The 24,008-nt window shown below is 41.2% G+C and carries 16 protein-coding genes and 1 tRNA gene; 13 read left to right on the plus strand and 4 right to left on the minus strand.

What is annotated here, in order from left to right; all coding sequences use genetic code 11:
* Positions 1–5,331, plus strand: a 5,331-nt coding sequence (locus tag AY606_RS16750) for a beta strand repeat-containing protein (RefSeq protein ID WP_155858123.1), incomplete at its 5' end; no start/stop codon positions are given.
* A 93-nt stretch (positions 5,332–5,424) separates the two neighbouring features.
* On the plus strand, positions 5,425–6,510 hold the full coding sequence (locus AY606_RS04555; protein ID WP_067865424.1) for a tetratricopeptide repeat-containing glycosyltransferase: 1,086 nt from the start codon (positions 5,425–5,427) through the stop codon (positions 6,508–6,510).
* Positions 6,511–6,633: 123 nt separating this feature from the next.
* Here AY606_RS04555 and AY606_RS04560 read toward each other — a convergent pair.
* Both AY606_RS04560 and cysS read right to left on the minus strand, forming a co-directional pair.
* Positions 6,634–6,709: transfer RNA gene (locus AY606_RS04560), tRNA-Gly, on the minus strand.
* 62 nt (positions 6,710–6,771) lie between these two features.
* Positions 6,772–8,193, minus strand: coding sequence for a cysteine--tRNA ligase (gene cysS, locus AY606_RS04565; RefSeq protein WP_067865427.1), 1,422 nt, complete (start codon positions 8,191–8,193; stop codon positions 6,772–6,774).
* A gap of 213 nt (positions 8,194–8,406) precedes the next feature.
* Between cysS and AY606_RS04570 the strand changes: the two genes are divergently transcribed.
* The 8 genes from AY606_RS04570 (at position 8,407) to AY606_RS04605 (ending at position 16,829) form a co-directional block, all read left to right on the plus strand.
* Positions 8,407–9,384 carry a KpsF/GutQ family sugar-phosphate isomerase gene (locus AY606_RS04570; protein ID WP_067865430.1) on the plus strand — a complete coding sequence of 326 codons (978 nt, stop codon included), beginning with the start codon at positions 8,407–8,409 and terminating at the stop codon, positions 9,382–9,384.
* Between the two features lie 3 nt (positions 9,385–9,387).
* Positions 9,388–9,927 carry a KdsC family phosphatase gene (locus tag AY606_RS04575; RefSeq protein ID WP_067865433.1) on the plus strand — a complete coding sequence of 180 codons (540 nt, stop codon included), beginning with the start codon at positions 9,388–9,390 and terminating at the stop codon, positions 9,925–9,927.
* Positions 9,928–9,968: 41 nt separating this feature from the next.
* Positions 9,969–10,517 carry an LPS export ABC transporter periplasmic protein LptC gene (lptC, locus tag AY606_RS04580; protein WP_067865436.1) on the plus strand — a complete coding sequence of 183 codons (549 nt, stop codon included), beginning with the start codon at positions 9,969–9,971 and terminating at the stop codon, positions 10,515–10,517.
* Positions 10,501–11,067, plus strand: a complete 567-nt coding sequence (gene lptA, locus AY606_RS04585) for a lipopolysaccharide transport periplasmic protein LptA (RefSeq protein ID WP_067865443.1) — start codon at positions 10,501–10,503, stop codon at positions 11,065–11,067. The genes lptC and lptA overlap by 17 nt, the downstream gene beginning before the upstream one ends.
* The gene (lptB, locus tag AY606_RS04590; protein WP_067865445.1) at positions 11,067–11,813 is read left to right on the plus strand and encodes an LPS export ABC transporter ATP-binding protein; all 747 of its coding nucleotides are present in this window, start codon (positions 11,067–11,069) and stop codon (positions 11,811–11,813) included. Before lptA ends, lptB begins: the two co-directional genes overlap by 1 nt.
* 227 nt (positions 11,814–12,040) lie before the next feature.
* Positions 12,041–13,507 (plus strand): TolC family outer membrane protein, encoded by a 1,467-nt coding sequence (locus tag AY606_RS04595; RefSeq protein ID WP_249409219.1) that lies wholly within the window; start codon positions 12,041–12,043, stop codon positions 13,505–13,507.
* Positions 13,504–15,642 carry a type I secretion system permease/ATPase gene (locus AY606_RS04600; protein WP_067865448.1) on the plus strand — a complete coding sequence of 713 codons (2,139 nt, stop codon included), beginning with the start codon at positions 13,504–13,506 and terminating at the stop codon, positions 15,640–15,642. Before AY606_RS04595 ends, AY606_RS04600 begins: the two co-directional genes overlap by 4 nt.
* On the plus strand, positions 15,639–16,829 hold the full coding sequence (locus AY606_RS04605; RefSeq protein WP_067865452.1) for an HlyD family type I secretion periplasmic adaptor subunit: 1,191 nt from the start codon (positions 15,639–15,641) through the stop codon (positions 16,827–16,829). Before AY606_RS04600 ends, AY606_RS04605 begins: the two co-directional genes overlap by 4 nt.
* A 341-nt stretch (positions 16,830–17,170) precedes the next feature.
* Here the strand turns inward: AY606_RS04605 and AY606_RS04610 are convergent, their stop codons facing one another.
* Entirely contained in the window at positions 17,171–20,113 is a 2,943-nt protein-coding gene (locus AY606_RS04610) for a BapA/Bap/LapF family prefix-like domain-containing protein (RefSeq protein WP_067865454.1), read from the minus strand.
* An 845-nt stretch (positions 20,114–20,958) separates the two neighbouring features.
* Between AY606_RS04610 and AY606_RS04615 the strand changes: the two genes are divergently transcribed.
* From AY606_RS04615 to AY606_RS04625, 3 genes are all read left to right on the plus strand, one after another.
* The gene (locus tag AY606_RS04615) at positions 20,959–21,558 is read left to right on the plus strand and encodes an IMPACT family protein (protein ID WP_067865457.1); all 600 of its coding nucleotides are present in this window, start codon (positions 20,959–20,961) and stop codon (positions 21,556–21,558) included.
* A complete protein-coding gene (locus tag AY606_RS04620; RefSeq protein WP_067865459.1) occupies positions 21,551–22,168 on the plus strand; it encodes an acyltransferase in 618 nt (205 codons plus the stop codon). The genes AY606_RS04615 and AY606_RS04620 overlap by 8 nt, the downstream gene beginning before the upstream one ends.
* A gap of 134 nt (positions 22,169–22,302) precedes the next feature.
* Positions 22,303–23,145, plus strand: a complete 843-nt coding sequence (locus AY606_RS04625) for a universal stress protein (protein ID WP_067865463.1) — start codon at positions 22,303–22,305, stop codon at positions 23,143–23,145.
* A gap of 143 nt (positions 23,146–23,288) precedes the next feature.
* On the opposite strand, the gene AY606_RS04630 is transcribed toward AY606_RS04625, so the two are convergent.
* Positions 23,289–23,954, minus strand: a complete 666-nt coding sequence (locus tag AY606_RS04630) for an O-methyltransferase (RefSeq protein WP_067865466.1) — start codon at positions 23,952–23,954, stop codon at positions 23,289–23,291.
* Positions 23,955–24,008: the final 54 nt, after the last annotated feature.

Here is a 24,008-nt window from a genome sequence, read left to right on the forward strand (position 1 = left end):
GCGACCGGAGCAGACGGCAAAGACGGAAAATCAGCCCTGGAATTGTTGATTGAAGCGGGTGAATTACCAGCAGATGCAACCATTAATAATTTAATTGAATACCTTAAAGATGCAGATGGTGCTACGGGAGCAGACGGCAAATCAGCCCTGGAACTGTTGATTGAAGCGGGTGAATTGCCAGCAGGTGCGACGGTTACGGATCTGGTCGATTATCTCAAAGGTGCAGATGGCGCTGACGGTACAGACGGAAAATCAGCCCTGGAATTGTTGATTGAAGCAGGTGAATTACCAGCAGATGCAACCATTAATAATTTAATTGAATACCTTAAAGGCGCAGATGGCACTAACGGTACAGACGGCAAATCAGCCCTGGAACTGTTGATTGAAGCGGGTGAATTGCCGGAAGATGCGACGATAACGGATCTGGTCGATTATCTCAAAGGTGCAGATGGCGCTAACGGTACAGACGGTAAATCAGCCCTGGAGCTGTTGATTGAAGCAGGTGAATTGCCGGAAGATGCGACGATAACGGATCTGGTCACTTATCTCAAAGGTACAGATGGTGCGACCGGAGCAGACGGCAAATCAGCCCTGGAACTGTTGATTGAAGCGGGTGAATTACCAGCAGATGCAACCATTAATAATTTAATTGAATATCTTAAAGGTGCAGATGGCGCTAACGGTACAGACGGCAAATCAGCCCTGGAACTCTTGATTGAAGCAGGTGAATTGCCGGCAGGTGCGACGGTTACGGATCTGGTCGATTATCTCAAAGGTGCAGATGGCGCTACGGGAGCAACGGGTGCCACTGGAGCTACAGGTAATGATGGTGCAACAGGCGCCACAGGTGATACCGGAGCTACAGGATCTGCTGGAGTAACAGGTGCTACAGGATCTACGGGAGCCAATGGTACTGACGGTACGAATGGTGCAACGGGTGTCACTGGAGCAACAGGTGCCACTGGAGCTACAGGTAATAATGGTGCAACAGGCGCAACAGGTGATACCGGAGCCACAGGATCTGCTGGAGTAACAGGCGCTACAGGGTCTACGGGAGCCAATGGTACTGACGGTACGAATGGTGCAACGGGTGTCACTGGAGCAACAGGTGCCACGGGCGATACCGGAGCCACAGGATCTGCTGGAGTAACAGGTGCTACAGGATCTACGGGAGCCAATGGTACTGACGGTACGAATGGTGCAACGGGTGCCACTGGAGCAACAGGTGCCACGGGCGATACCGGAGCCACAGGATCTGCTGGAGTAACAGGTGCTACAGGATCTACGGGAGCCAATGGTACTGACGGTACGAATGGTGCAACGGGTGCCACTGGAGCTACAGGTAATAATGGTGCAACAGGCGCCCCGGGTGATACCGGAGCCACAGGATCTGCTGGAGTAACAGGTGCTACAGGATCTACGGGAGCCAATGGTACTGACGGTACGAATGGTGCAACGGGTGCTACTGGAGCTACAGGTAATAATGGTGCAACAGGCGCCCCGGGTGATACCGGAGCCACAGGATCTGCTGGAGTAACAGGTGCTACAGGATCTACGGGAGCCAATGGTAATAACGGTATGGATGGTGCAACGGGTGCCACTGGAGCTACAGGTAATAATGGTGCAACAGGCGCCACAGGTGATACCGGAGCCACAGGATCTGCTGGAGTAACAGGTGCTACAGGATCTACGGGAGTCAATGGTACTGACGGTACGAATGGTGCAACGGGTGCCACTGGAGCTACAGGTAATAATGGAGCCACAGGATCTGCTGGAGTAACAGGTGCTACAGGATCTACGGGCGCCAATGGTACTGACGGTACGAATGGTGCAACGGGTGCCACTGGAGCTACAGGTAATAATGGTGCAACAGGTGCCACGGGTGATACCGGAGCCACAGGATCTGCTGGAGTAACAGGTGCTACAGGATCTACGGGAGCCAATGGTACTGACGGTACGAATGGTGCAACGGGTGCCACTGGAGCAACAGGTGATACCGGAGCCACAGGATCTGCTGGAGTAACAGGTGCTACAGGATCTACGGGAGTCAATGGTACTGACGGTACGAATGGTGCAACGGGTGCCACTGGAGCAACAGGTGATACCGGAGCCACAGGATCTGCTGGAGTAACAGGTGCTACAGGGTCTACAGGAGCCAATGGTACTGACGGTACGAATGGTGCAACGGGTGCCACTGGAGCAACAGGTAATGATGGTACGAATGGTGCAACGGGTGCCACTGGAGCTACAGGTAATGATGGTACGGATGGTGCAACAGGTGTTAGCGGTTCAGCAGATTTAATTACATCGATTACTTTAAATTCTGATACAGATCTAAATGGTAAATTGAGTCAGGGAGAGCTTCGAGATCTACCGAACGAAGTCACTATTACTTTGGGAGCCGATGCGAAAGAAGGTGATAGTCTTGTTGTGAATGGTGCTATTTATATATTAGATTCGACCCATATAACTACCCACACGCTGATTGTACCTGTAGCTGTTCTCGATGGATTGAATTTCATTCGGGTAGATGCTTTCAATCCTGAAGGACAAACAGACATTGACTTCAAATTCTTTGAAGTATTAGACGGTAAATATATCGGTGATGTAAATGTCGTTAGTGATACTAACGGAAATAACATTATTGATAATAGCGAGCTTATTGCAGCTGGTGGCACAATAGATGTACGTGTTCAGCTCGGTGCAGATGTTCGTGTAGGAGACGTTGTTACTTTAGCAGGTAAAACTTCTCATCCCGTGATAGCAGCAGATATTACAAATGGATATGTAGATTTCATTGATGTTTCGGTAATTCAAGGACAGAAGGAAACTCTGGAAGTTGAAATAAAAACAGGTGCTGATGTATTAGATAAGGCATCGAAGGATATTCAAATTGACGGAGCACCACGCAAAATATTGAAATCTATTGATTTTACTAATGATATCAATAATGACGGCACACTCAATGCCATAGAAATAAATGGTAAAAACTATACGCCTATTAAAATTACATTAGGTGCTGATGCTAAATCTGGAGATATTGTTGTCGTAAATGGTGACAAATATATTCTGAATGCATCAGAAGTGAGTTCTGGCAGTTTAAATGTCAATGTAGCTGTACGAGAAGGTCAAAACCCAATTGAGATTAGTGCAATAGATGAGGGGGGTAATGTAGATCGTATATCCGACTCAATCATAGTCGATCTTGATCTAACCGATCCGATCGTAGATATAGAAGCGCTTACTCCGATCGACAGTGATAACCCAGCGGATGGTATTGCGAATCAAGTACTAATTACAGGGACATCGGATGAACCGAATGCACCCGTGGTGATCAAAGACAAAGATGGCAATGTGATTTGGGAAGGTGAGACTGATGATGCTGGAGCATTCAGCGCGACAGTAGACACAGCTGCGGTTCAAGCAGGTGATAATATCACAGTAGAAGTGACGGATAAGGCTGGGAATACAGGTAGTGATACAGCAGTAGCTGGAGACTTAATTTTTACAAATGATCCGCTAGTACTTGAAGATGATAGTAGCAATGCCGTTTATCAAGAAAGTCAGGTTAATCTAAATCCAATCGGTGAGTTAACATCTGACACAGCAATTCAGCTATTGGCTGGAAGTAGTGCTACAGACAAGTTAGAGTTTAGCATCTCAAATGGAGCGCAAGATGTTGTCATTACAGTCAAAAGCGAATCCTTGGTAACTGTGGCAGATGCATATTCATTTACTGTTATAAATAAGGAAACAGGTCAAGAATATACAGTGGCGGCATCAAGCACGGCTCAAGGCGGTTTAGTCGCAGGTGCTTTAGGATTAGAGGCACTGGGTGTTATCGGTGATGATGGCAATGGCCTACGACTAGATATTCATGACTTGCCGCCAGGCGATTATGAAGTCGTGGTTCAGGGTGATCAAAGTAAATTGGCTGATATCTTATCCACTGTGAGTTTAGAAGATTTAGGTAGTAATACGGTTGAAACTCTAATTCTGGATACGGTTACTGGTTTGCTCAAAGATGCATTGATTGGCAATAATGATAATATTACTACTGGACTCTTAAAGCAAATTTCAGTAAATGAACTACTGACTTTAATTGGTGATAACAATATCACTGGATCATTAATCAAGACACTACAAGAATTGTTAAATAGTCCTTTATTAAATAATCCATTGACTGGAATGCTAATTGGAGACTTGCTTGACGCAAATGTTGGGAATGTTATAGCCGGTAAGACGGGTGGTGCATTAGGGGGTGTACTAGGAATATTAGGTCTAGGTGGTGCGCTTGATGTTGCGCTTGATGCTGTTGTGAATGATCTAGTATTGAACAACCTTGATTCAATTGGTGAAGATTTATTTAATCTTGTGATCGAGCCATTAATTGCAGATGTACTACTGGCAGGTTTGATTGATAATTTAAGTTTAAATGATGCTTTGAATGGCTTATTAGGTAGTATCAATAGCTTATTAAATGGTATTGGTGCAGATGGCCTGCTCCCTGCATTGGATGATGTGTTGGAGTTAGTGGCTCAAGAAATTCTAAGTAATCCGGCACAGTTGTTTAATGAAGTGAATGCCGCAGTTTATGGGGTTGATGAAAAAACATATGTTGCCGAAGGTAATGTACTTGCGAATGATGATGTAGTAAATGGTTCAATCATTGAAGTCAACGGAGTTCCTATTACCTTTGATCAAACAGATGTAAATGGCAAATACACTATCATTACTGGTACTCACGGTACATTGCAGCTTTATGAAGATGGGCATTATATCTATACGTCCACAGTAACATCAGGGAATGCTACTTCAGTAGTTGATAATTTCACGTACACCGTTCAAGACAAGTATAACAATACTGAAGATGCAGTTTTAACCATTACAACAGATCCAGTAAATGAAACTATCGATTTTTCTGGTACATCCAGCGATGATATTTTGCAGGGTGGTGCGGGTGATGACATTCTGACAGGTGGCGAAGGGATCGATACTGCAATTTACTACCTATTAGATAATCTAGATGCCACAGGCGGTAATGGAACTGACACTTGGACTGATTTTGCAGTGGATTCAGCAGCAGACAAGATTGATGTATCGGCCTTACTTGATGGTCTGCAAACTGCAACCAATATTGGAAGTTATATTTCTGTCAAAACAAATGCGGATGGAGATGCTGTTATCACTCTTGACCGAGATGGTACGGGTACGGAATTTACCACCAAATCAGACCTGTTGATTTTGACAGGTGTCGATGCAATATCTCTAGGTGGTACGCCAGAAAGTCCATTGCAGGCTCTATTAGAAAACAATCAAATTATATTCTAAGGATGACTGTCTAATAAATCGAAAAGGTACTTTGCGGTTTTGGATGCAAAGTACCTTTTTTATCATTAAGTTGTGATTGAGGATGTAGGTGTTATGAAGCATCATATTCGACTAAATATGATTGTAAAAAATGAAGCGCATGTCATTTTAAGATGTTTGGCTTCTGTCAAGCCTTGGATTGATTCTTGGGTGATTGTTGATACGGGTTCGACCGACGGCACACAAGAGATAATTCAAAATTATTTGCAAGATTTACCGGGACAATTATTGGAACGGCCATGGAAAAATTTTGGTTTTAACCGTACTGAAGCTTTGCAATTGGCTTTAACTGATGCTTTACCCAAAGCAGATTATTTACTTTTTATTGATGCAGATGAAAGTTTATTGGCTGAATCTGGTTTCAGTTGGCCAAATTTAATGGGTACAGCATATTATTTTAATTGTATCTATGACAATTTACGTTATTGCCGAAATGCTTTGATCTCGACACGCTTAGCTTGGTCATGGAAAGGGGTTTTACATGAGTATTTACATTCTCATCATCCTCATCAATGGCAAACGCTTGAAGGTTTGAATATATTTATTCAGCATGATGGCGCCAGAGCAAAAAGTGCAGATACATATTTGAAAGATATCGCAACATTGGAACAGGGTATTCAAGATGAGCCAAACAATTTGCGTTATGTTTTTTATCTGGCACAAAGTTATAGAGATGCAGGATTATTAGATAAAAGTAGAACGTATTTTTTAAAACGGGCCAGTGCAGGAGGTTGGGAAGAAGAACGTTGGATGGCTCAATTTCGTGCCGCTCAAATGGCAGAACGCTTAAAACTTCCTCATGAACAAATTTATCTAGAATATTTACAAGCGTGGATAGCCAGACAGAATCGTGCCGAACCTTTATATGAGTTAGCCCGCTTTTACCGTTCTTTAAATCAATATGATTTGGCCAGTTATTATGCCCAACAAGCAATACAAGTTGGCATGTCTAATGACAAGTTATTTGTTGATGCAAGTGTCTATGAGTGGCGAGCATTAGATGAACTGAGTGTTTCAGCATCCTACTGTCAAGGTTATAAAGAACAGGGTAAACAAGCGATATTAAAACTTTTGCAAGAGCAAAAATTCCCACGTTCTGAAGCAAAAAGAATAAGCTGGAATCTGAAGTACTACGCCTAATTTCATTATATCGAGCTTTAGATTTATCATTTAAAAATCAGATGTCATTTTTGCAAAATGAACTGATCAAATATTTAAAGCAATAAAAAAAGCCCTGATTAATAATCAGGGCTTTTCGTATTCTGGAGCGGGAAAGGAGACTCGAACTCCCGACCCCAACCTTGGCAAGGTTATGCTCTACCAACTGAGCTATTCCCGCAATGGTCTGCATTATAGAGAATTTAATGAAACTGTCAACTCCCTATAATTACAAATGAGCAATTAATCAGCACGACGCCAAATAGTACCTTGACGGGTATCTTCCAAAACTATCCCCTGATCGAGCAAGGACTGGCGAATTTCATCCGCTTTGGCAAATTCTTTGGCTTTTTTTGCATTCACACGTTGTTGGATCAAATCTTCAATTTGTGCTGCTGTTAAGCCTAAAGCTTCCTGACCGATATCAGATTTTAAGAAATCATCGACATTGTGCTGAACCAATCCAAGAATATTAGTGAGATGACGTAAAGTTGAATAGTAAACAGTTGCCTGTTGTTGGTTTTCATCTTTCACTGCGCGATTCAGTTCTTTATTGATTTCGAACAATACTGCAATTGCTTCAGAGGTATTGAAGTCATCACGCATGGCTGCATTAAAACGCTCAACCAACGCGTCATCTAAAGCATCAGTAGTTTTTTCCGCATACACTGCCTGATAGGCTTTAAATGAATGATAGAAACGAGAAAGAGTATTTTTTGCTTCTTTCAGTGCAAAGTCAGAAAAATTGACCGGGCTACGGTAGTGTGATGACACAATAAAGTAACGAATCACTTCAGGATGGAATTTATCCATCACGTCACGAATGGTAAAGAAGTTGCCTAAAGACTTAGACATTTTTTCGCCATCGACATTGATGAAGCCCACATGCATCCAGTAATTCACATATTGTTCATCAGTCGAAGCTTCACTTTGTGCAATTTCATTTTCATGATGCGGGAACATTAGGTCGGAACCACCACCATGAATATCAAAATGATTGCCTAGGCAGCAAGTCGACATGGCTGAACATTCAATATGCCAACCCGGACGACCATTGCCCCATGGTGAAGCCCATGACGGTTCATTTTCTTTGGCATGTTTCCAAAGCACAAAATCGAACGGATGTTTTTTCTCCACTTCAACATCGACACGCTCAGAAGCGCCAGCTTGCATATCTTCTAATTTACGGCCAGACAAACGACCATATTTGGCAAATTTTTCTACCTGAAAATACACATCGCCATTATTTGAAGGATAAGCAGTACCTTTATTGACTAAATTACCGATCATATTTTGCATTTGATCAATATAGTCAGTCGCACGTGGGGCTTGATCTGGGGCTAAGCAACCCAAATTTTCAGCATCGTCATTCATCGCTTGAATAAAACGATCTGTTAATGCAGTAATACTTTCGCCATTTTCATTGGCGCGTTTAATAATTTTGTCGTCAATGTCGGTAATATTACGAACATATTTAACCGTCCAACCTTGACTGCGCAAAAAGCGAATAATGTAGTCAAATGCAACCATGACTCGAGCATGTCCAATATGACAGTAATCATAAACTGTCATACCGCAAACATACATATCGATATGTCCCTCGACACGCGGAACAAATTCTACTTTTTTACGTTGCTCTGAGTTATATAGAACAAAAGGTTGCATAGGTCTTCAAAAGGCTAAATATAAGATGGCTCATCTTAACCTAAGCATTTTTTTTCATAAAGTTTTATACGCTTTTTTTATATGCGTGTGAAAAGTTATACATTTAGAAACGTGTCATTTGCGTAGATATGATAAAATTGCGAAAATTATTTTTGCTTGATTAGAGTCAACGCTTTATAGCGTTAAGGTAAACCTACTTTGAACCCACCAAATATGCCAAATCAAATAGACTTCCAAAAAGTCGCATTAGAAACTTTGCGTATAGAAGAACAAGCGCTAGAAATATTGGCGACGCAAATCGATGAACGTTTTAGCCATGCATGTGAAATTATTTTGCAGTGCCGAGGACGATTAGTCATTACCGGTATGGGCAAATCGGGTCATATTGGTCGTAAAATGGCAGCAACCTTTGCGTCTACTGGTACTCCCTCATTCTTTATGCATCCGGGTGAAGCAGGGCATGGCGATTTAGGTATGCTGGTTCCGGGTGATGTGCTGATCGCGATTTCAAACTCGGGCAAGAGTGATGAAATTATGATGCTGATGCCGTTGATCAAACGTTTAGAAATTCCGTTAATCACCATCAGTGGTGATGACAAAGGACCTATGCCGCAAAATGCAGATGTCGCTTTAACCTTGGGTAATATTCAGGAAGCTTGTCCACTGGGTTTGGCACCCACTTCCAGTACTACGGCAACTCTAGCCTTGGGCGACGCGCTGGCTGTTGCTTTACTAGATGCCCGTGGTTTTACTGCGGATGATTTTGCCATGTCGCATCCGGCGGGTGCATTGGGTAAACGTCTGTTATTACATGTCAAACACTTGATGCATACCGGTGCAGAATTACCCAAAGTATCTCCAGATACACCAATGAATCAGGTTTTATACGAAATTTCAAACAAACGCCTAGGTTTAACCACAATTGTAGATCAAAATGATGTTCTACTTGGTATTTTTACCGATGGTGATTTACGTCGTTTAATAGATAAGCAACAAGGTTTTGATGTGAATCTGGTCGTATCGGAAGTGATGATCAAAAATCCTTTAACCATTTCGCAAGAAGCACGTGCAGTTGAAGCTTTAGAGCGAATGAATGAAAAGAAAATCAATCAATTTGTTGTGGTAAATGATGTAAATCAAGTCATTGGTGTGATTAGCATGCATGACCTGATTCAAGCTGGGGTAAATTAACAAATGGCATCTTATATTTTATTGGAACAGGCGCGTCATATTGAAGCTTTGGTTCTGGATGTCGACGGTATTTTAAGCGATGGTTTTGTGACATTGACTAATTCAGGTGATGAAATTAAATCATTCGATATTCGTGATGGCCTAGGTATGAAACTTGTACAGCAGGCAGGGGTCAAAGTCATTATCATTACAGGACGTAAAAGCAATATTGTAGAAAAGCGCATGTCTGATTTAGGTGTAGACCTGGTTTTTCAAGGCCGTGAAGATAAAGGTACTGCATTACGTGAAGCATGTGCGCAACTGAATGTTGCTCCAGAAGACTGTTTATATATGGGTGATGATTGGCCTGATCTTTCTGCATTTGCCATTGCAGGTATGAAAGTGACTGTGCCGAACGGTCATGTCGAAGTCCGTCGTCGTGCTGACCTGGTGACTCAGGCAATGGGTGGACGCGGTGCAGTACGTGAAATCTGCGATATGATTTTGATGGCAAAGGGGGCTTACCAAACGCTTCTTGAAAAATATACGTCTATCCCACATTAATAGTTAAATAATTCATTTCATTTGAGTTAAGTACCACACTTATGGATACAAAAGTTTTATACGTAACTGCTATAGCCATTGCAGCTATAAGTGGTGGTTACTACTATTACAGCGGTAAGGGCAATAAACTTGAGGCTGATTCAGCCAGAAGTATGACCTATTCTGCTGAAAAAATTAATCTCACTCAAACCGATGATGACGGTAATTTGTCTGTCCGCGCTAAGGTCGATCGTCTTGAGCAGGACATGCAAAAACAAACCTCAAGACTCACCAATTTGAATGCGTCGATGTATACAAAGGGTGCTGTAGATGCCACTTTTTATGCCAAAGTCGCAAATGGTTATGATGATAATGAGCGCGTGGTTTTGTCTGGAGATGTGTTGGCGGTAAAGTTGATGCAACAAGGCAAACTGCAGTTTCGAACTACAGAGTTAACCGGCTATCCTAAAACTCGTGAAATTGAAACCAATAAACAAGTCATTGTGCAATCTCCGCAAGCTGAATTTGTAAGCCAAGGTCTGAAAGCCAATTTTAATAACGGTCAATACGAATTTTTTAATATTCGAGGAAAATATGAACCAAAATCTTAAGCTTACATTTTCTAAAACCTTGCTTCAGCAAGCAGCTTTAGTCGGTTTGGTTGTATTCTCATCGGCAACGGCATTTGCAATTCCTTCTGACCGAAGTCAGCCCATTTCCTTGGTGGCTGATCGGGCAACCTATAATGAAAAAACGGGTGTGACGACCTATACTGGTAATGTCATCATCGAGCAAGGCACAATGAAATTGCAGGCCAATTCAATTATTGCCAACCTGAACAGTCAAAAAGAAATCAGCACGATTACTGCAACAGGTGGTCCTGCGCGTTTTCAGCAAAAAGTAGATGTCAATAAAGGTTTAGCCAAAGGGCAGGCACAAAAAATTCTCTATAATGCCCAAACCGGAATTATCACCTTGTCGGGCAATGCCTTATTAGAGCAAGGTGGCGCAAGTATTCGTGGTAATACTTTGAAATATAGTATGAATAAGGGTGATATTGAAGCAACCGGTACGCCAAATAACACGGGTTCATCTTCAGGTCGTGTTCAAATCGTAATTCCACCTTCTAGTTCAAAATCATTCCCGGGAGCACGTGATTAATGGAACAATCGCCAAACCAACCACAAACGCTTTGTATTAAACATCTTGCAAAAAATTATAGTAAAAGATGGGTGGTTAAGGACGTTTCTTTCCAGATGCAAAGTGGGCAGATTGTCGGATTACTTGGACCCAATGGTGCAGGTAAAACCACGAGTTTCTACATGGTGGTGGGTTTAGTCCGTATGGATAAAGGCGAGATTTATTTGGATGATCTTGATTTATCCGATTTGGCCATGCATGAACGTGCCCGTAAAGGGATTGGTTATTTACCTCAAGAAGCTTCTATTTTTAGAAAAATGACCATTTCTGAAAATATTATGGCGATTCTTGAAACCCGTAAGGATTTGAACAAACAGCAACGTCAACAGCGTTTAAGTGAATTGCTGGCCGATTTTAAAATCACCCATATTAAAGATTCTTTAGGGATGAGTGTTTCGGGTGGTGAACGTCGTCGTGCCGAAATTGCTCGTGCTCTGGCTGCGGACCCTAAGTTTATGTTACTCGATGAACCTTTTGCCGGGGTAGATCCTATTTCTGTAGGCGATATCAAAGACATTATTCGAAATTTAAAAGATCGTGGAATTGGGGTGCTGATTACCGACCATAATGTACGAGAGACTTTAGCAATTTGTGAGCGTGCTTATATTGTCAGTGAAGGGGCAGTAATTGCAGAAGGAACACCGCAAGAAGTACTGGAAAATGAAACAGTGCGCCAAGTGTATTTAGGCGATGATTTCACCGTTTAATGATAATTTTAAAAAAGGGTGATTTTTCATTTAAAAATTGACTAGATCATCCTAAATTTATACCTATAAAAATGACAATTACTATACAAAAACAAGCGTATTTTTCACTAAATACGCTAAAATATTCATAAAGTATAATTGTCCCTTCAATGATGTTAAACAATCAAAGTAAAGTAATTTTTCGGCAAAATATATTTTTGAGAAGCATGCAATGTCTAATATGTTTTATGACTTTAAACACAAGTTATACACATGCAACCCATTCCAAAGAGTTTTTAGAAACAGTTAAATCGGGAATTGGCCAAATTTTTGTTCCTAAGTCCGATGAAAACTATAATAAAGCTGATATTCAAAGCCTTAGTAACTTTCAATTAGATACCTCAAAAGTTCAGGAATTACCTGTAATACAGCGTTCTGATCAGACAGATGCTTTTTCTAAAAATCAACCCATGTATCAGCCTGTTAGCCAATTAAGTTTCAATGAAACCATTCTTCGGGCATTACAGCGCAGTCCAGATGTTTCACAGAGTGTTTCGGTTTTAGCTGGACAGGGGGCTTATATTGATGTTGCCAAAGCCGGGTATTATCCACAGCTTTCAGGTGGATTATCGACCGGAGACTTAAGTTCGGGTGAACGTGGGCGCCAGCTCATCAGTCTGAATGCCACCCAAATGCTCTACGATTTTGGCAAGGTAAAAAGTGGGGTGGATATTCAACAGGCAAAGCTTAGCGCTGAACAGGCCAATGTTTTGCTGAGCATAGACAATGTAGCTTATGAAACTGTCAATGCGATCGTGAATATTAAGCGTTATCAGGAAATCACCCAAATCGCACAGCAGCAGATTAACGGCATTTCACGCATTGCTGAAATTACAAATTTAAGAGCAAAGGCGGGGATTAGTACCCAGGCCGACCCAGTTCAGGCACGTGCAAATTTAGAAGCTGCACAGGCCAATTTAGTGGTACAGCAAACCCAGCTGAAAAAATTTCAACAGAAATTACGCACATTATTGGGCGTGGATGTGACAGGACAGGATTGGGCTATTCCAGAGCGTGTGGTGAGGGATTCCGATTTATACGGTGAGCCTGAATTTAACAAAATTCCCAGGATGATTGCGGCACAGGCAGAGGTACAGGTTGCCAAATTTCAAAAGCAACAATCAAAATTAAGTAACTATCCCACTCTGAGTGTTAAAGGTTCACTTAGTCAGGCCTTGAATGGACGTAATCCCAATAATAATGAAGATGATGGGATGTATAATTCCATCATGCTGGAAGCGAGCAGTAATCTGTATCAGGGAGGGGCAAAAGCATCCCAGACCCGTGCTGCCAGTTATGCCGAAGAAGCGGCAAAAGCAAAAGTTAATTCAGTCTATCTGGATGTGCTAGATGAAATCCGGCTATTACGTGAAGAAATCGAAAATAAGCAAGGTCTAATGAGCATTTTGATTGCGCGTAAGGAAACCACCATTCGTACCCGAGAGCTGTATCAGGAGCAATATAAACTCGGGACACGTTCAGCGGTTGATTTGCTCAATGCAGAACAGTCCATTCACAGTGCAGCTCAAGAAATCGAAAATACACGTTATGACATTTATGACGCAATTGTGCGATACATTACTGTTACAGGACGTTCTCGTGATCTCTATGATCTTAATAATATTCCAATCCAAGGGTTTGAGATTCAGCCATGAATAATAAAAACAATTATCAACCCTGGCTTCAAGCTGTACTCACGATTGCCAAACATTACCGTATAGAACCATCTGAAGAACGTATTCGTTTACAGCTTGACTGGAATTCCAATCAGAATGTCGATGATATCATGACACTGATGACGCGCCAGATCGGCATGAGTTTGCGTAAGTGTGCATTCAGTAAAGATTTAATCAATCCATGGCGGTTACCTGTTGTGGTGGAATTTAATGATGGTCAGGTCGGTGTTGTTGAAAAAGTTGATGCTGAAGGTAATGCCAATGTCCAACTGAGTGGTGATCAAGGTCTTGCACAGACTTTAACCCTGGATGTGCTGCAATCCAATATTCGTCAGGTCTATATTCTTCGACCTGAAAAATCCGTACCAGATGCGCGGGTGGATGAATACATCAAACCTTATGAAAGCAGCTGGTTCTGGTCAATTGTATTACGTGACTGGAAACGTTATATCGATGTGATGTTTGCCTCCATGATTGCCAACATTTTGGCCTTGGCGACTATTGTTTTTTCCATGAATGTCTATGACCGGGTAATTCCGGCCCAATCTGTTCCCACTTTATGGGTACTGGCCGGAGGTGTACTGATTGCGGCAATTTTCGAATTCAGTTTGCGGGTCGCACGAATTTATCTGTCTGACATTATTGGTAAACGTGCAGATTTAAGAATTTCAGACCGGGTTTTTGGTCATGCTTTAAGAATAAAAAACAGTGAGCGATCAAAATCCACCGGGACCTTTATTTCACAGATTCGTGAGCTTGAGGGCGTACGTGAACTGGTGACCTCAACCACAATATCAGCCATTGCCGATTTACCTTTCTTTCTGCTGTTTTTGGGGATTTTCTGGCTGATTGGCGGCAACCTGTTTTGGGTAATGCTTCTGGTGGTGCCTTTAATGATCCTGCCTGGAATTTTGGCACAAAAACCTTTGGCTAAACTGGCCAGTGAAGGAATGCGTGAAGGTGCAATCCGCAATGCCATGCTGGTTGAAGCAGTACAAGGGATTGAAGATATCAAGCTCTTGCGTGCAGAAGCCCGATTCCAGAATCAGTGGAATCACATGAATGAATCATCGGCAGATGTTTCAATGCGTCAGCGCAAGATTGTGGGTGTGATGAATGCCTGGACCCAGAAAATTCAGGGTTTGACCTTTGCAATTGTGGTGCTTGTGGGCTGCTTTGCGGTGATGAAAGGCGATATGACCACGGGTGCTTTAGTGGCTTGTTCGATGTTGTCTTCACGCATGCTTGGGCCAATTGCACAAATCACAGGTGTACTGGGTCGCTGGCAGCAAGCCAAAGTGGCTAAAAATGGACTGGATGAGTTAATGAAGAAACCGGTGGATCAGCCGGACCATGCCCATTTGATTCATCGTCCGGCACTAAATGGTCATTATGAATTAACCGGCATGACCTTTAAGTATGGTGAAGATGATCCAAAACCAAGCCTGATGATTCCAAATCTCGAAATCAGACCGGGCGAAAAAATTGCGATTCTTGGGCGTAATGGTGCAGGTAAATCGACCCTACTGCAATTGTTGTCAGGCATGCAAACTCCGGTTCAGGGCAAAATCAAACTTGATGGTGTTGAACTGAGTTTAATCGATCCTTCGGATGTACGCCGTGATATGGGCTTACTGAACCAGAATGCACATTTATTCTTTGGTTCGGTGCGCGAGAACCTGACGCTTGGTGCACCTTTGGCCAGTGATGAAGAAATACTGAATGCCTTGAAAATTACCGGTGCAATTCATTTTGTGCAGGAGAAAAAAGAAGGCTTGGATCATATGATTCTTGAAGGCGGTGTGGGTTTTTCTGGTGGTCAGAAACAGGCACTCTTACTGGCACGTTTACTGATTCGCCAGCCAAATATTCTGTTGCTGGATGAACCCACAGCATCGATTGATGATGTGTCAGAAAAACAACTGATTGATCATTTGAAATTATGGCTCGGTCAACGCACCCTGATTGTTGCAACACATCGCCGTGCAGTACTGGAACTGGTGGACAGAATTATTGTGGTGAATGATGGCAAGATTGTGATGGATGGACCTCGTGATCAGATTCTCAATCAAAATCAGCCACAGCAACATCAGGTTGCAGGAGCTAACTCATGAGCGCGGAATCACAGAACCTGAAAAATACCATCAAAGTTACTGAGCTTGAACCGCCTTTACCCAAAGCCAGTGTATTTATCTGGATTATCTGTTTGGGATTAATCACCTTATTGCTATGGGCGTGGTTTTTTAAGCTTGAGGAGGTATCTACCGGAACCGGTAAAGTTGTGCCTTCTTCAAAAGAGCAGATCATTCAGTCACTTGAAGGCGGTATTTTAACTAAGTTAAATGTTCGTGAGGGTGAAATTGTCAAGCAGGGGAAAATCCTGGCTCAGCTCGATCCGACTCGACTTGAATCCAACGTTGGCGAATCCGCTTCCTTGCTGATGTCCTCACGCGCCACTTCAGCACGTTTGAGAGCAGAAGTGAACGGAACGCCGCTTTCTTTTCCGAAGGAAGTTTTAAAAGAAAGTAAACTGGTGCAGGAAGAAACCGCACTTTATAATTCACGCCGTGCCAATCTGGATGAATCCATAGCCGGTCTGCGTCAGGCATTAAGTCTGATTGAACAGGAATTGAGCATGACCGAACCGCTTGTGGCTAAAGGTGCTGCAAGTGAAGTGGAGGTTTTACGTCTGAAACGTGAAGCCAATAATTTGCGTAATCAGATGAATGATATTCGCAACCAGTATTATGTGAAGTCACGTGAAGAATTATCCAAAGCCAATACTGATGTAGAAACACAGCAACAAGTGGTGAGAGGAAAGTCAGATACCTTAAGCCGTACAGTATTCAAAGCGCCAATGCGTGGGATCGTCAAGGAAATTGATGTCATGACCATTGGTGGAGTCATTCCACAAAATGGCAAGCTGATGACTATTGTTCCGTTAGATGAAAAATTATTAATTGAAGCGCGAATTTCACCACGAGATATTGCATTTATTCATCCTGGGCAGGAAGCTTTGGTTAAAGTCACGGCTTATGACTATTCTATTTATGGCGGATTAAAAGGCAAGGTCACCACCATTTCACCAGATACCATACGGGATGAAGTGAAGCAGGACCAGTTTTATTACCGGGTTTATATTCGAACCAATACTGATAAACTGACCAATAAAGCGGGTAAGCAATTCAGTATTACCCCCGGTATGGTGGCTACAGTGGATATTAAAACCGGCCAGAAATCAGTCCTGGATTATCTGCTTAAACCTTTCAATAAAGCGCAAGAAGCCTTGCGTGAACGTTGATTAAAAACTGAGAACCTTAAGTTAAAACCTTCTTTTACAGGAGGTTTTTTTATTGCTTGGATGAGCAGAGGAAGGGCATAAGTAATTAATTTAGCTCGGGACTGAGAGAGTATTTTGCACTCCAAATTCTTTGAACAAAGCTAACTTTCAACCTGAAGAACAAACGAAGATTATCAAAATTTTACTGGTAATCATCATTATGCTGGTGATTGCATCGACTTGGTTTTAGACGTAGTAAATATTTGCCTAAGATAAAAAATCCCGCTTAAAGCGGGATTTTTTATCTTTACTATTGGATTTTATAAGAAAATATTTCGAAAAAAATTTTCTTATCTGGCTAGTCAAATTTGATTATATTTAATCAAATCATCAAGGACTAAACTTGCACTGTTTGTATTTTGCAAAATAATTAGCTCTGTTGGCGCATAGCTTATGTCCGTTACCGAACCATCACGATCGATCGTTACTACCGTATCGTGGCCACGCTGTTCGAGTGTTATATAATTGCCAAGATTCGATGCATTTACAGTCTGATCACTCAGTAAAGCTGAAACATCAATCATGTCACCTTCAGCAGCATTAAAGTCAGTCCAAGTATCTGTACCATTGCCACCAGTCGCATCAGTATTATCCAGTAAATAATAGATTGCAGTATCTGCTCCAGCACCACCTGTCAGAATGTCATTACCTGCACCGCCTTGTAACAGGTTATCTGTTGGGTCATCGGCATAGTTAATGATTTGATTTACAGTATCAATGTTGATAGTCAAGTCTGCTGAAGCTGTTTCCTCATTCATCTGTCCAGCATTGCGCGTTACGGTATAGCTAAATACCTCACTGATTGGAGTTCCTTGTCCATTTAAACTATCAGAATTATAAATAAAGTTACCATCATCATAGAGTTTAAGGACTCCATAGCTCCCCTGAATAAGAGTGAACTTACCATCTGCATCAGTTGAATTGAAAGTTACTGGCACGCCATTTACTGCAGTTAATACACCATCACCCCAGTTATCGGCTTGAGTACCATCTTCTGAGCTTTCCTGAATATTTCCTGTTGCACGGTACGTTTCTCCATTCACAACATATACTTCGGCGGTCGTTCCACCTAATATAGTTAATGGATTACTCAAAATTTCTTGAGCCACAAGATCCAATAATCCATCGACAGTTGGTAAAACGTTACCTAATCCCAGAGTATTGAGTAAAGTATTTATTGAACCTAACAAGGTATTCAGCCCCGTTTCCAGGCCAGAACCTTCGAGTACAGTATCTAACAAGATATCGCTAACTAATGGTTCTACTAAATTATCGAATAATGCTTGGCCTGTACCATCTACACCATCTAAAATTCCACCAATCAGATCATTTACTGCTACATTTAATGTCCCTGCTAAGATATTTCCTACAACAGGAATTTCAAGTATCAAGCCCAGTACGCCACCTGCACCACCAGAAAGGATTTCAGCAACACTACTGTCTAATAAATCTCCTGTAATAGAGGAAAGAACTGGATTATTTAAAATAGCCGTAAGCGTATTTACTAAAGGAGTTAGAACTGGAGAGTTTTCGGCAAGTCTAAGCAGCTCGCCTAATTCTAATTGCTCTAATAGCCCACGAGGATCGATGTCTGGACCCGTTAGGAATGTTTCTAGTGCTCCTAATACCGTATCCGCTACCACCTCATTGACTGTATTATTACCTAAATTTGCTAAATCTATACTTGTTAAAATATCTGCCAGTTGTGAAGAGTCACCATGAATAGAAACTTCATAATTCCCTGCAGGCAAGTCACTAATGTCCAATCTCAGCCCTTGAGCATCTGCAACTCCCCCTAATAATTCTAATCCTAGTGCACCAGCAACTAATCCTCCTTGACTTGTATCTGCTGCTGCCACCTGAAATTCTTCACCAGTCGTCGTATTTCGCACTACGAAAGTAAAAGCACTAGCTAAGTCCACTAAATTATCTTGCTGTACAGCAATCACAACATCTTCCGTACCACTATCAATAGTGAAATTCATTACTGCTATTCTTGAATCTCCAGGAAGAACATTAATCAAATCTTGTTCATCTATTGTCGCAAGTGGTGTAGCTGTATCAATAGTCTTGTTAACGAGTAAGGCAGAAATCTCATCATTGGCTAAACTCAATGGTAGTTCCGGATTATTCACCACACCATTCGGCAGGTCAGCGGTATTAAAGCCTGCTGCATCATTACCGGCAGTATCCTGAATGGCATCGAGATCGTTTTCAGCACTTGGGTCGGTATAGACCACATTGACGTTCTGACCTGCGCTGATCACCGGATCCGTGATCAGGGTTAGGGTATTTCCATCTGCAATAATATCGATCACATTGACCGCAGTCTGGTCAGGGGCCGTACCGACCGTCACCACCAGACTGCCTGCAGGCGGCAGATTGTCTGCATCCAGGGCTTCATTAAAACTGAGTTCAATATTGCCGTTCTCATTGACTTCAGCATCGATCAGTGTAGGAGATGTCGTATCTGGATTTTTTACACCGCCTACTTCAGCAGAATCGAAATCCTCCAGTATATTACCGTCTGAATCTTTGATACCTTGATCATTACTAGGCGTACTATCTTGATAATCAACAGTTACTTCTTGACCATCGCGAATTTCTGGTTCAGTAACCAATGTAATCTTATCGCCCTCCACGATAATGTTAGTAACTGGAATTTCTTCTCCATCCACGATTACAGTAAAATCCTCAGGACGGGGATTTGAACCATTTACATTCTCATTAAAGCTTAATTCGAGCTGACCATTTTCATTAACAATTATATCGGTTAATTTTGGTGGGGTAGTGTCTTGACTTCCCGAACCGGAATCACCACCAGAAGAACCTCCTGAACCTGCAGCAGCAGCTATAGCCCCAATCGCTAAAGCTCCACCCAACCACGGTAGAATTCCGGCAGCCATATTTGCGCTTTCGACAGTACCTTCTGTGAGTGGATGATAAATTATAGTGTCCAGCATTTCGCCATTCTGATCAGTAAACTCTGCCCAGTATAATTTTCCTTCGTTCTCAAAAACAATTCGATTAGCATTCTCCGGATAGTCGAAATAGTTTTCAATAATAATGCTTTCGCCATTTTTGAGGCGAATAACAGCAGAATTCCCTTGACGAGTAATTTTTGTTACTTCATCAATATCAGCACTGATCTGAATAACTGAATTTTGTGTTAGTTTCACAATATTATTATCAATATTCTGAATAACTTCTCCATTTTTCACAGACAGTATTTTAATTGTAGCCATATCGAATCTCCCGCCTTTTATAAGTTATTTATTTCTAAAAATTAATCAAATTTAAATAACATTAAAATTTAAGATTGGGAATCGAGAAAAGAGAGCTTATAAATAGTTTTAAATTTCTAACAAATTATTAATTAAAAACTACAAAATTATAATTAAATGAATTTAAAACAATTAATTTTTTAATCCCTTAAATAGTATAGGGTGTACTTTGTGATGCATAGTTTGGTAAATTGACTATAATGTGTTAGATGTCACAAAAAATGGTAGGTTATGGAGGTGTAAAATTAGATGCAATTTATTACATAAATCAACAAATATTAAATTATTTTAACTAAATAAAACATTAAGAGATTAAAAACATCAGTTTATTTTATAGGTATGTTTAATTTATATTAATCAAAGTAACTAGAGTTTTTAATAGATTAATTATTTATATAATAATTTTAATTTATATATAAATAATTAATCTTTTCTGGTAAATAACAGGATTAAAATTATTTATTCGATATAGAAAGTAAGTTAATAAATGACTGTCTCAATAATTCTGTTTGCTAAGCCCCGTGTTATGCTTCCACTATTATAGTTTTAGACTTTATTTTTGATGAATGAAGCATTCTTGCAGCTTAGTTACACAAGGAAATATATTTACCTCACTTAATCATAAAGTGATTAGATTAATACTTGAACTTGTGTATTTTTCTAAGCACTTTATGCTCCTAATACTGGAGCATACTGTATCTATTCTTATTAGAAGATGATGTTACAACTCAAATGCTGATCTAAGTTGGCTACAGAGGTTTTAAAACACGTTATAATTTTATATTGATTTTTTTATTGTCAGATTTATGCCTTTTACCATTGCCTCGCCCGTTACTTTCGAAGAAGACATCAAAAAAAGTCGCTTTCAAGCCATTGCTGTGCCTGTCGAAAATGAACAGGCGGTCAAGGATTTTTTGGAGACTCATAAGGATCTCAGTACCACACATCAATGCTGGGCATGGAAAATTGGGCACAATGTTCGGTTTAATGATGATGGAGAGCCATCTGGAACTGCAGGAAGACCTATTCTAGCCACTATTGAAGGCAATGAATTAACCAATATTCTGGTTCTGGTCAATCGCTGGTATGGTGGGATCAAACTCGGAACAGGCGGCTTGATTCGCGCTTATGGTGGCTGTGCAGGACAGTGTTTATTGCTGGCTGAAAAAATTGAGCTGATTGAAAAGAAAAAAGTCAGTTTTGCCTGCCAGTTTAATGAATGGTCGATCTTTCAATACGAACTTGATCAACAGCAAGTTGAATTTAAAGCAGACTATACCGCAATGGGAGTTCAGGTCGAAGCTTTACTACAAATCCATCAAATAGAAACTCTGGCATTAAAAATTCAGGATGTGACGCGCGGTCGTGAACACCTCAAAATTGTAGAAGAACCAAACAATGACTGAACAAGATCTACTGTTAAAATATCGTGAACAGCATAAGCACCGTTTGAACTATATGCCGTGGTTATATTGGTCATTAAAACCGAAAAACCGGGCTTGGGCTGAAACATGGCAAAAAGAATATCAAGCCTATTTAATGCAAATGGAAACGGTTGAGATTGGGGAAAACTGTTTTATTTCACCGCTGGCACATATTTTTGCCGAGCCGGGTCGTAAAATTGTGATTGGGGATGATACATTTATTGCGGCAGACTGTACTTTGCATGGGCCATTAGAAATAGGCAATGAAGTTGCGATTAACCATCACTGCATTCTTGATGGTGGACGAAAAGGGATCAAGCTACATGATCAAGTCCGCATCGCTGCATATTGTCATTTGTATGCCTTTGACCATGGCATAGAGTTAGAGCAGCCAATTTATCAACAACCAGTCCGTTCACAGGGTATAGAAATTGGGCAAGATGTCTGGCTGGGCGCTCATGTTGGTGTAAAGGATGGCATAACTATTGGATCGCATGCGGTGGTTGGAATGAATAGCATGGTCACAAAAAATGTGGAAAGAGCGACTATCGTAGCTGGTAATCCTGCAACGTTTATTCGTTATAGAAATTAAAAAATTCAATAAAATTAATATGAATTAACGAGTAAGTTTAATTACATAAAAGCATGCACAGTCTATAAGAGTTATGCTAAGTTAAAAATAACAAATAGACTTAAAGCCTTTGATGGCGAAAAGCGAGGCGAAAAATGAAACGTGTAATCGCTTGTATTGATTCTTCTCCATGCGTAAATGCAGTTGCTGAAGCTGCTGCCTGGGTTGCGAAGGAGACCCAACGTGAATTGGTGTTATTACAGGTTTTAGATTATTATCCCGCCAGTTATCACTTGGGGGAAATAAGTGGGGTAATCGGCTTTGAAAGTAATGCAATGTTACTTAAAGAACTGGCTGAACTTGAACAGAAACAAAGTGAATTGGCACTGAATTATAGTAATAATTTACTCGATCATATTAGCGAAATGATTCAGCAAAAATATGGTTTAACTGCCTCACATCTACAAGAAAAAGGCGATTTTTTAGAACAAAGTTTTAATGTGCTCAGAGATGACGATATTGCGATTATTGGTCGAGTTGGAGAGCGCTCTGCAGAGCGGAATAAACCCATTGGCAGTAATGTTGAAAACTTTATTCGCGGGGTGAATTGTACCGTAATGACCGTGGGGGAGAACTTTAAGCCACCGACGCGATTTATTTTTGCCTATGAATATTCACCCACCTGCGTCAATTTGATGAAACGAATTGCACAAAGTGATTTGTTAAGATTATTACAATGTCATGTGCTCTATGTCGGCGATCATCCAGAAATATTAAATGAACCGGCACAATACTTACGTAATGCAGGTCTTGATGTGGTCATGGAATATCGTTATGGTGATGTTTCTGAAAATATACTTGAATATCAGAGTGAACATGAGATACAACTGATAGTACTTGGTGCATTTAGTCACAGTAAAATTCACCAGTTCTTTTTGGGCAGTGTGGCAACGACTATTTTCCGAAATTCAACTGTACCGTTACTGGTGGTAAAATAAGCAAAAGTGCTGCTTATAAAGTATGATTAAAAATTAGTCATAGTTATCCGCATAACTTGTGGATAACTATATGGACAGTCTGTGTAAATTGCTAATAAATAAATAAAAAAACAGTGCGATTGTTTTTTGATCTTTGTGTCAAATTATTTCACTATAGCCAATGCAAAGCCATCATGACCCTTGCTGCCTACAGTTTGTAAGGCGGTACAAGACAATATTCGGGGATGGTTTTGTAAAGCGACAAACATCTCTCGGATACCTTCAATACTGGGTTTGTGATTTTCAGGATTGATGATATCACCCGCACGAATGACATTATCAAGCACGATAATGGTCCCTGAATGAGACAAGTCTAGGCTTAATTCTAAATATTCAGGATAACTCTGTTTATTGGCATCAATAAAGATGAAATCGAAAGCTTCGAAGTCAGCAGGCAGTGCTTTTAATACTTCAGCTGCACGTCCCACTTTCAGGTCAATCGTTTGTGGAAGTTTGGCATTGTGGATATTTTCCTGAGCCAATGCAGCGTGCGTATCTCGGCCTTCAATGGTTAAGATATAACCATCTTCAGGCAGTGCGCGCGCTAGCCACATGGTGCTGTAGGCTGCAAAAGTACCCAGTTCAAGTACACGTTTGCACTTGTTCATCTGAATGAGCATTTGCAGCAGCATGCCTTGATTGGGTGCTACGGCAAGGTGATCTGGAAAACCTTTTTCTTCTGTGTTTTTTAAAGCCTGTAGAAGAATAGGGTCTTCTGGAATTAAATGTGAATCGATGTAAGCATCAATCTCTGTCCACATTTGTTGCATAGTTTCGTCACCTTTTTTGCGATGCAAGCATTTTAAACCTTTCTATTCAGAGTG

It is taken from the genome of Acinetobacter sp. SFB (assembly GCF_001647545.1).
Classification (GTDB): Bacteria; Pseudomonadota; Gammaproteobacteria; order Pseudomonadales; family Moraxellaceae; genus Acinetobacter.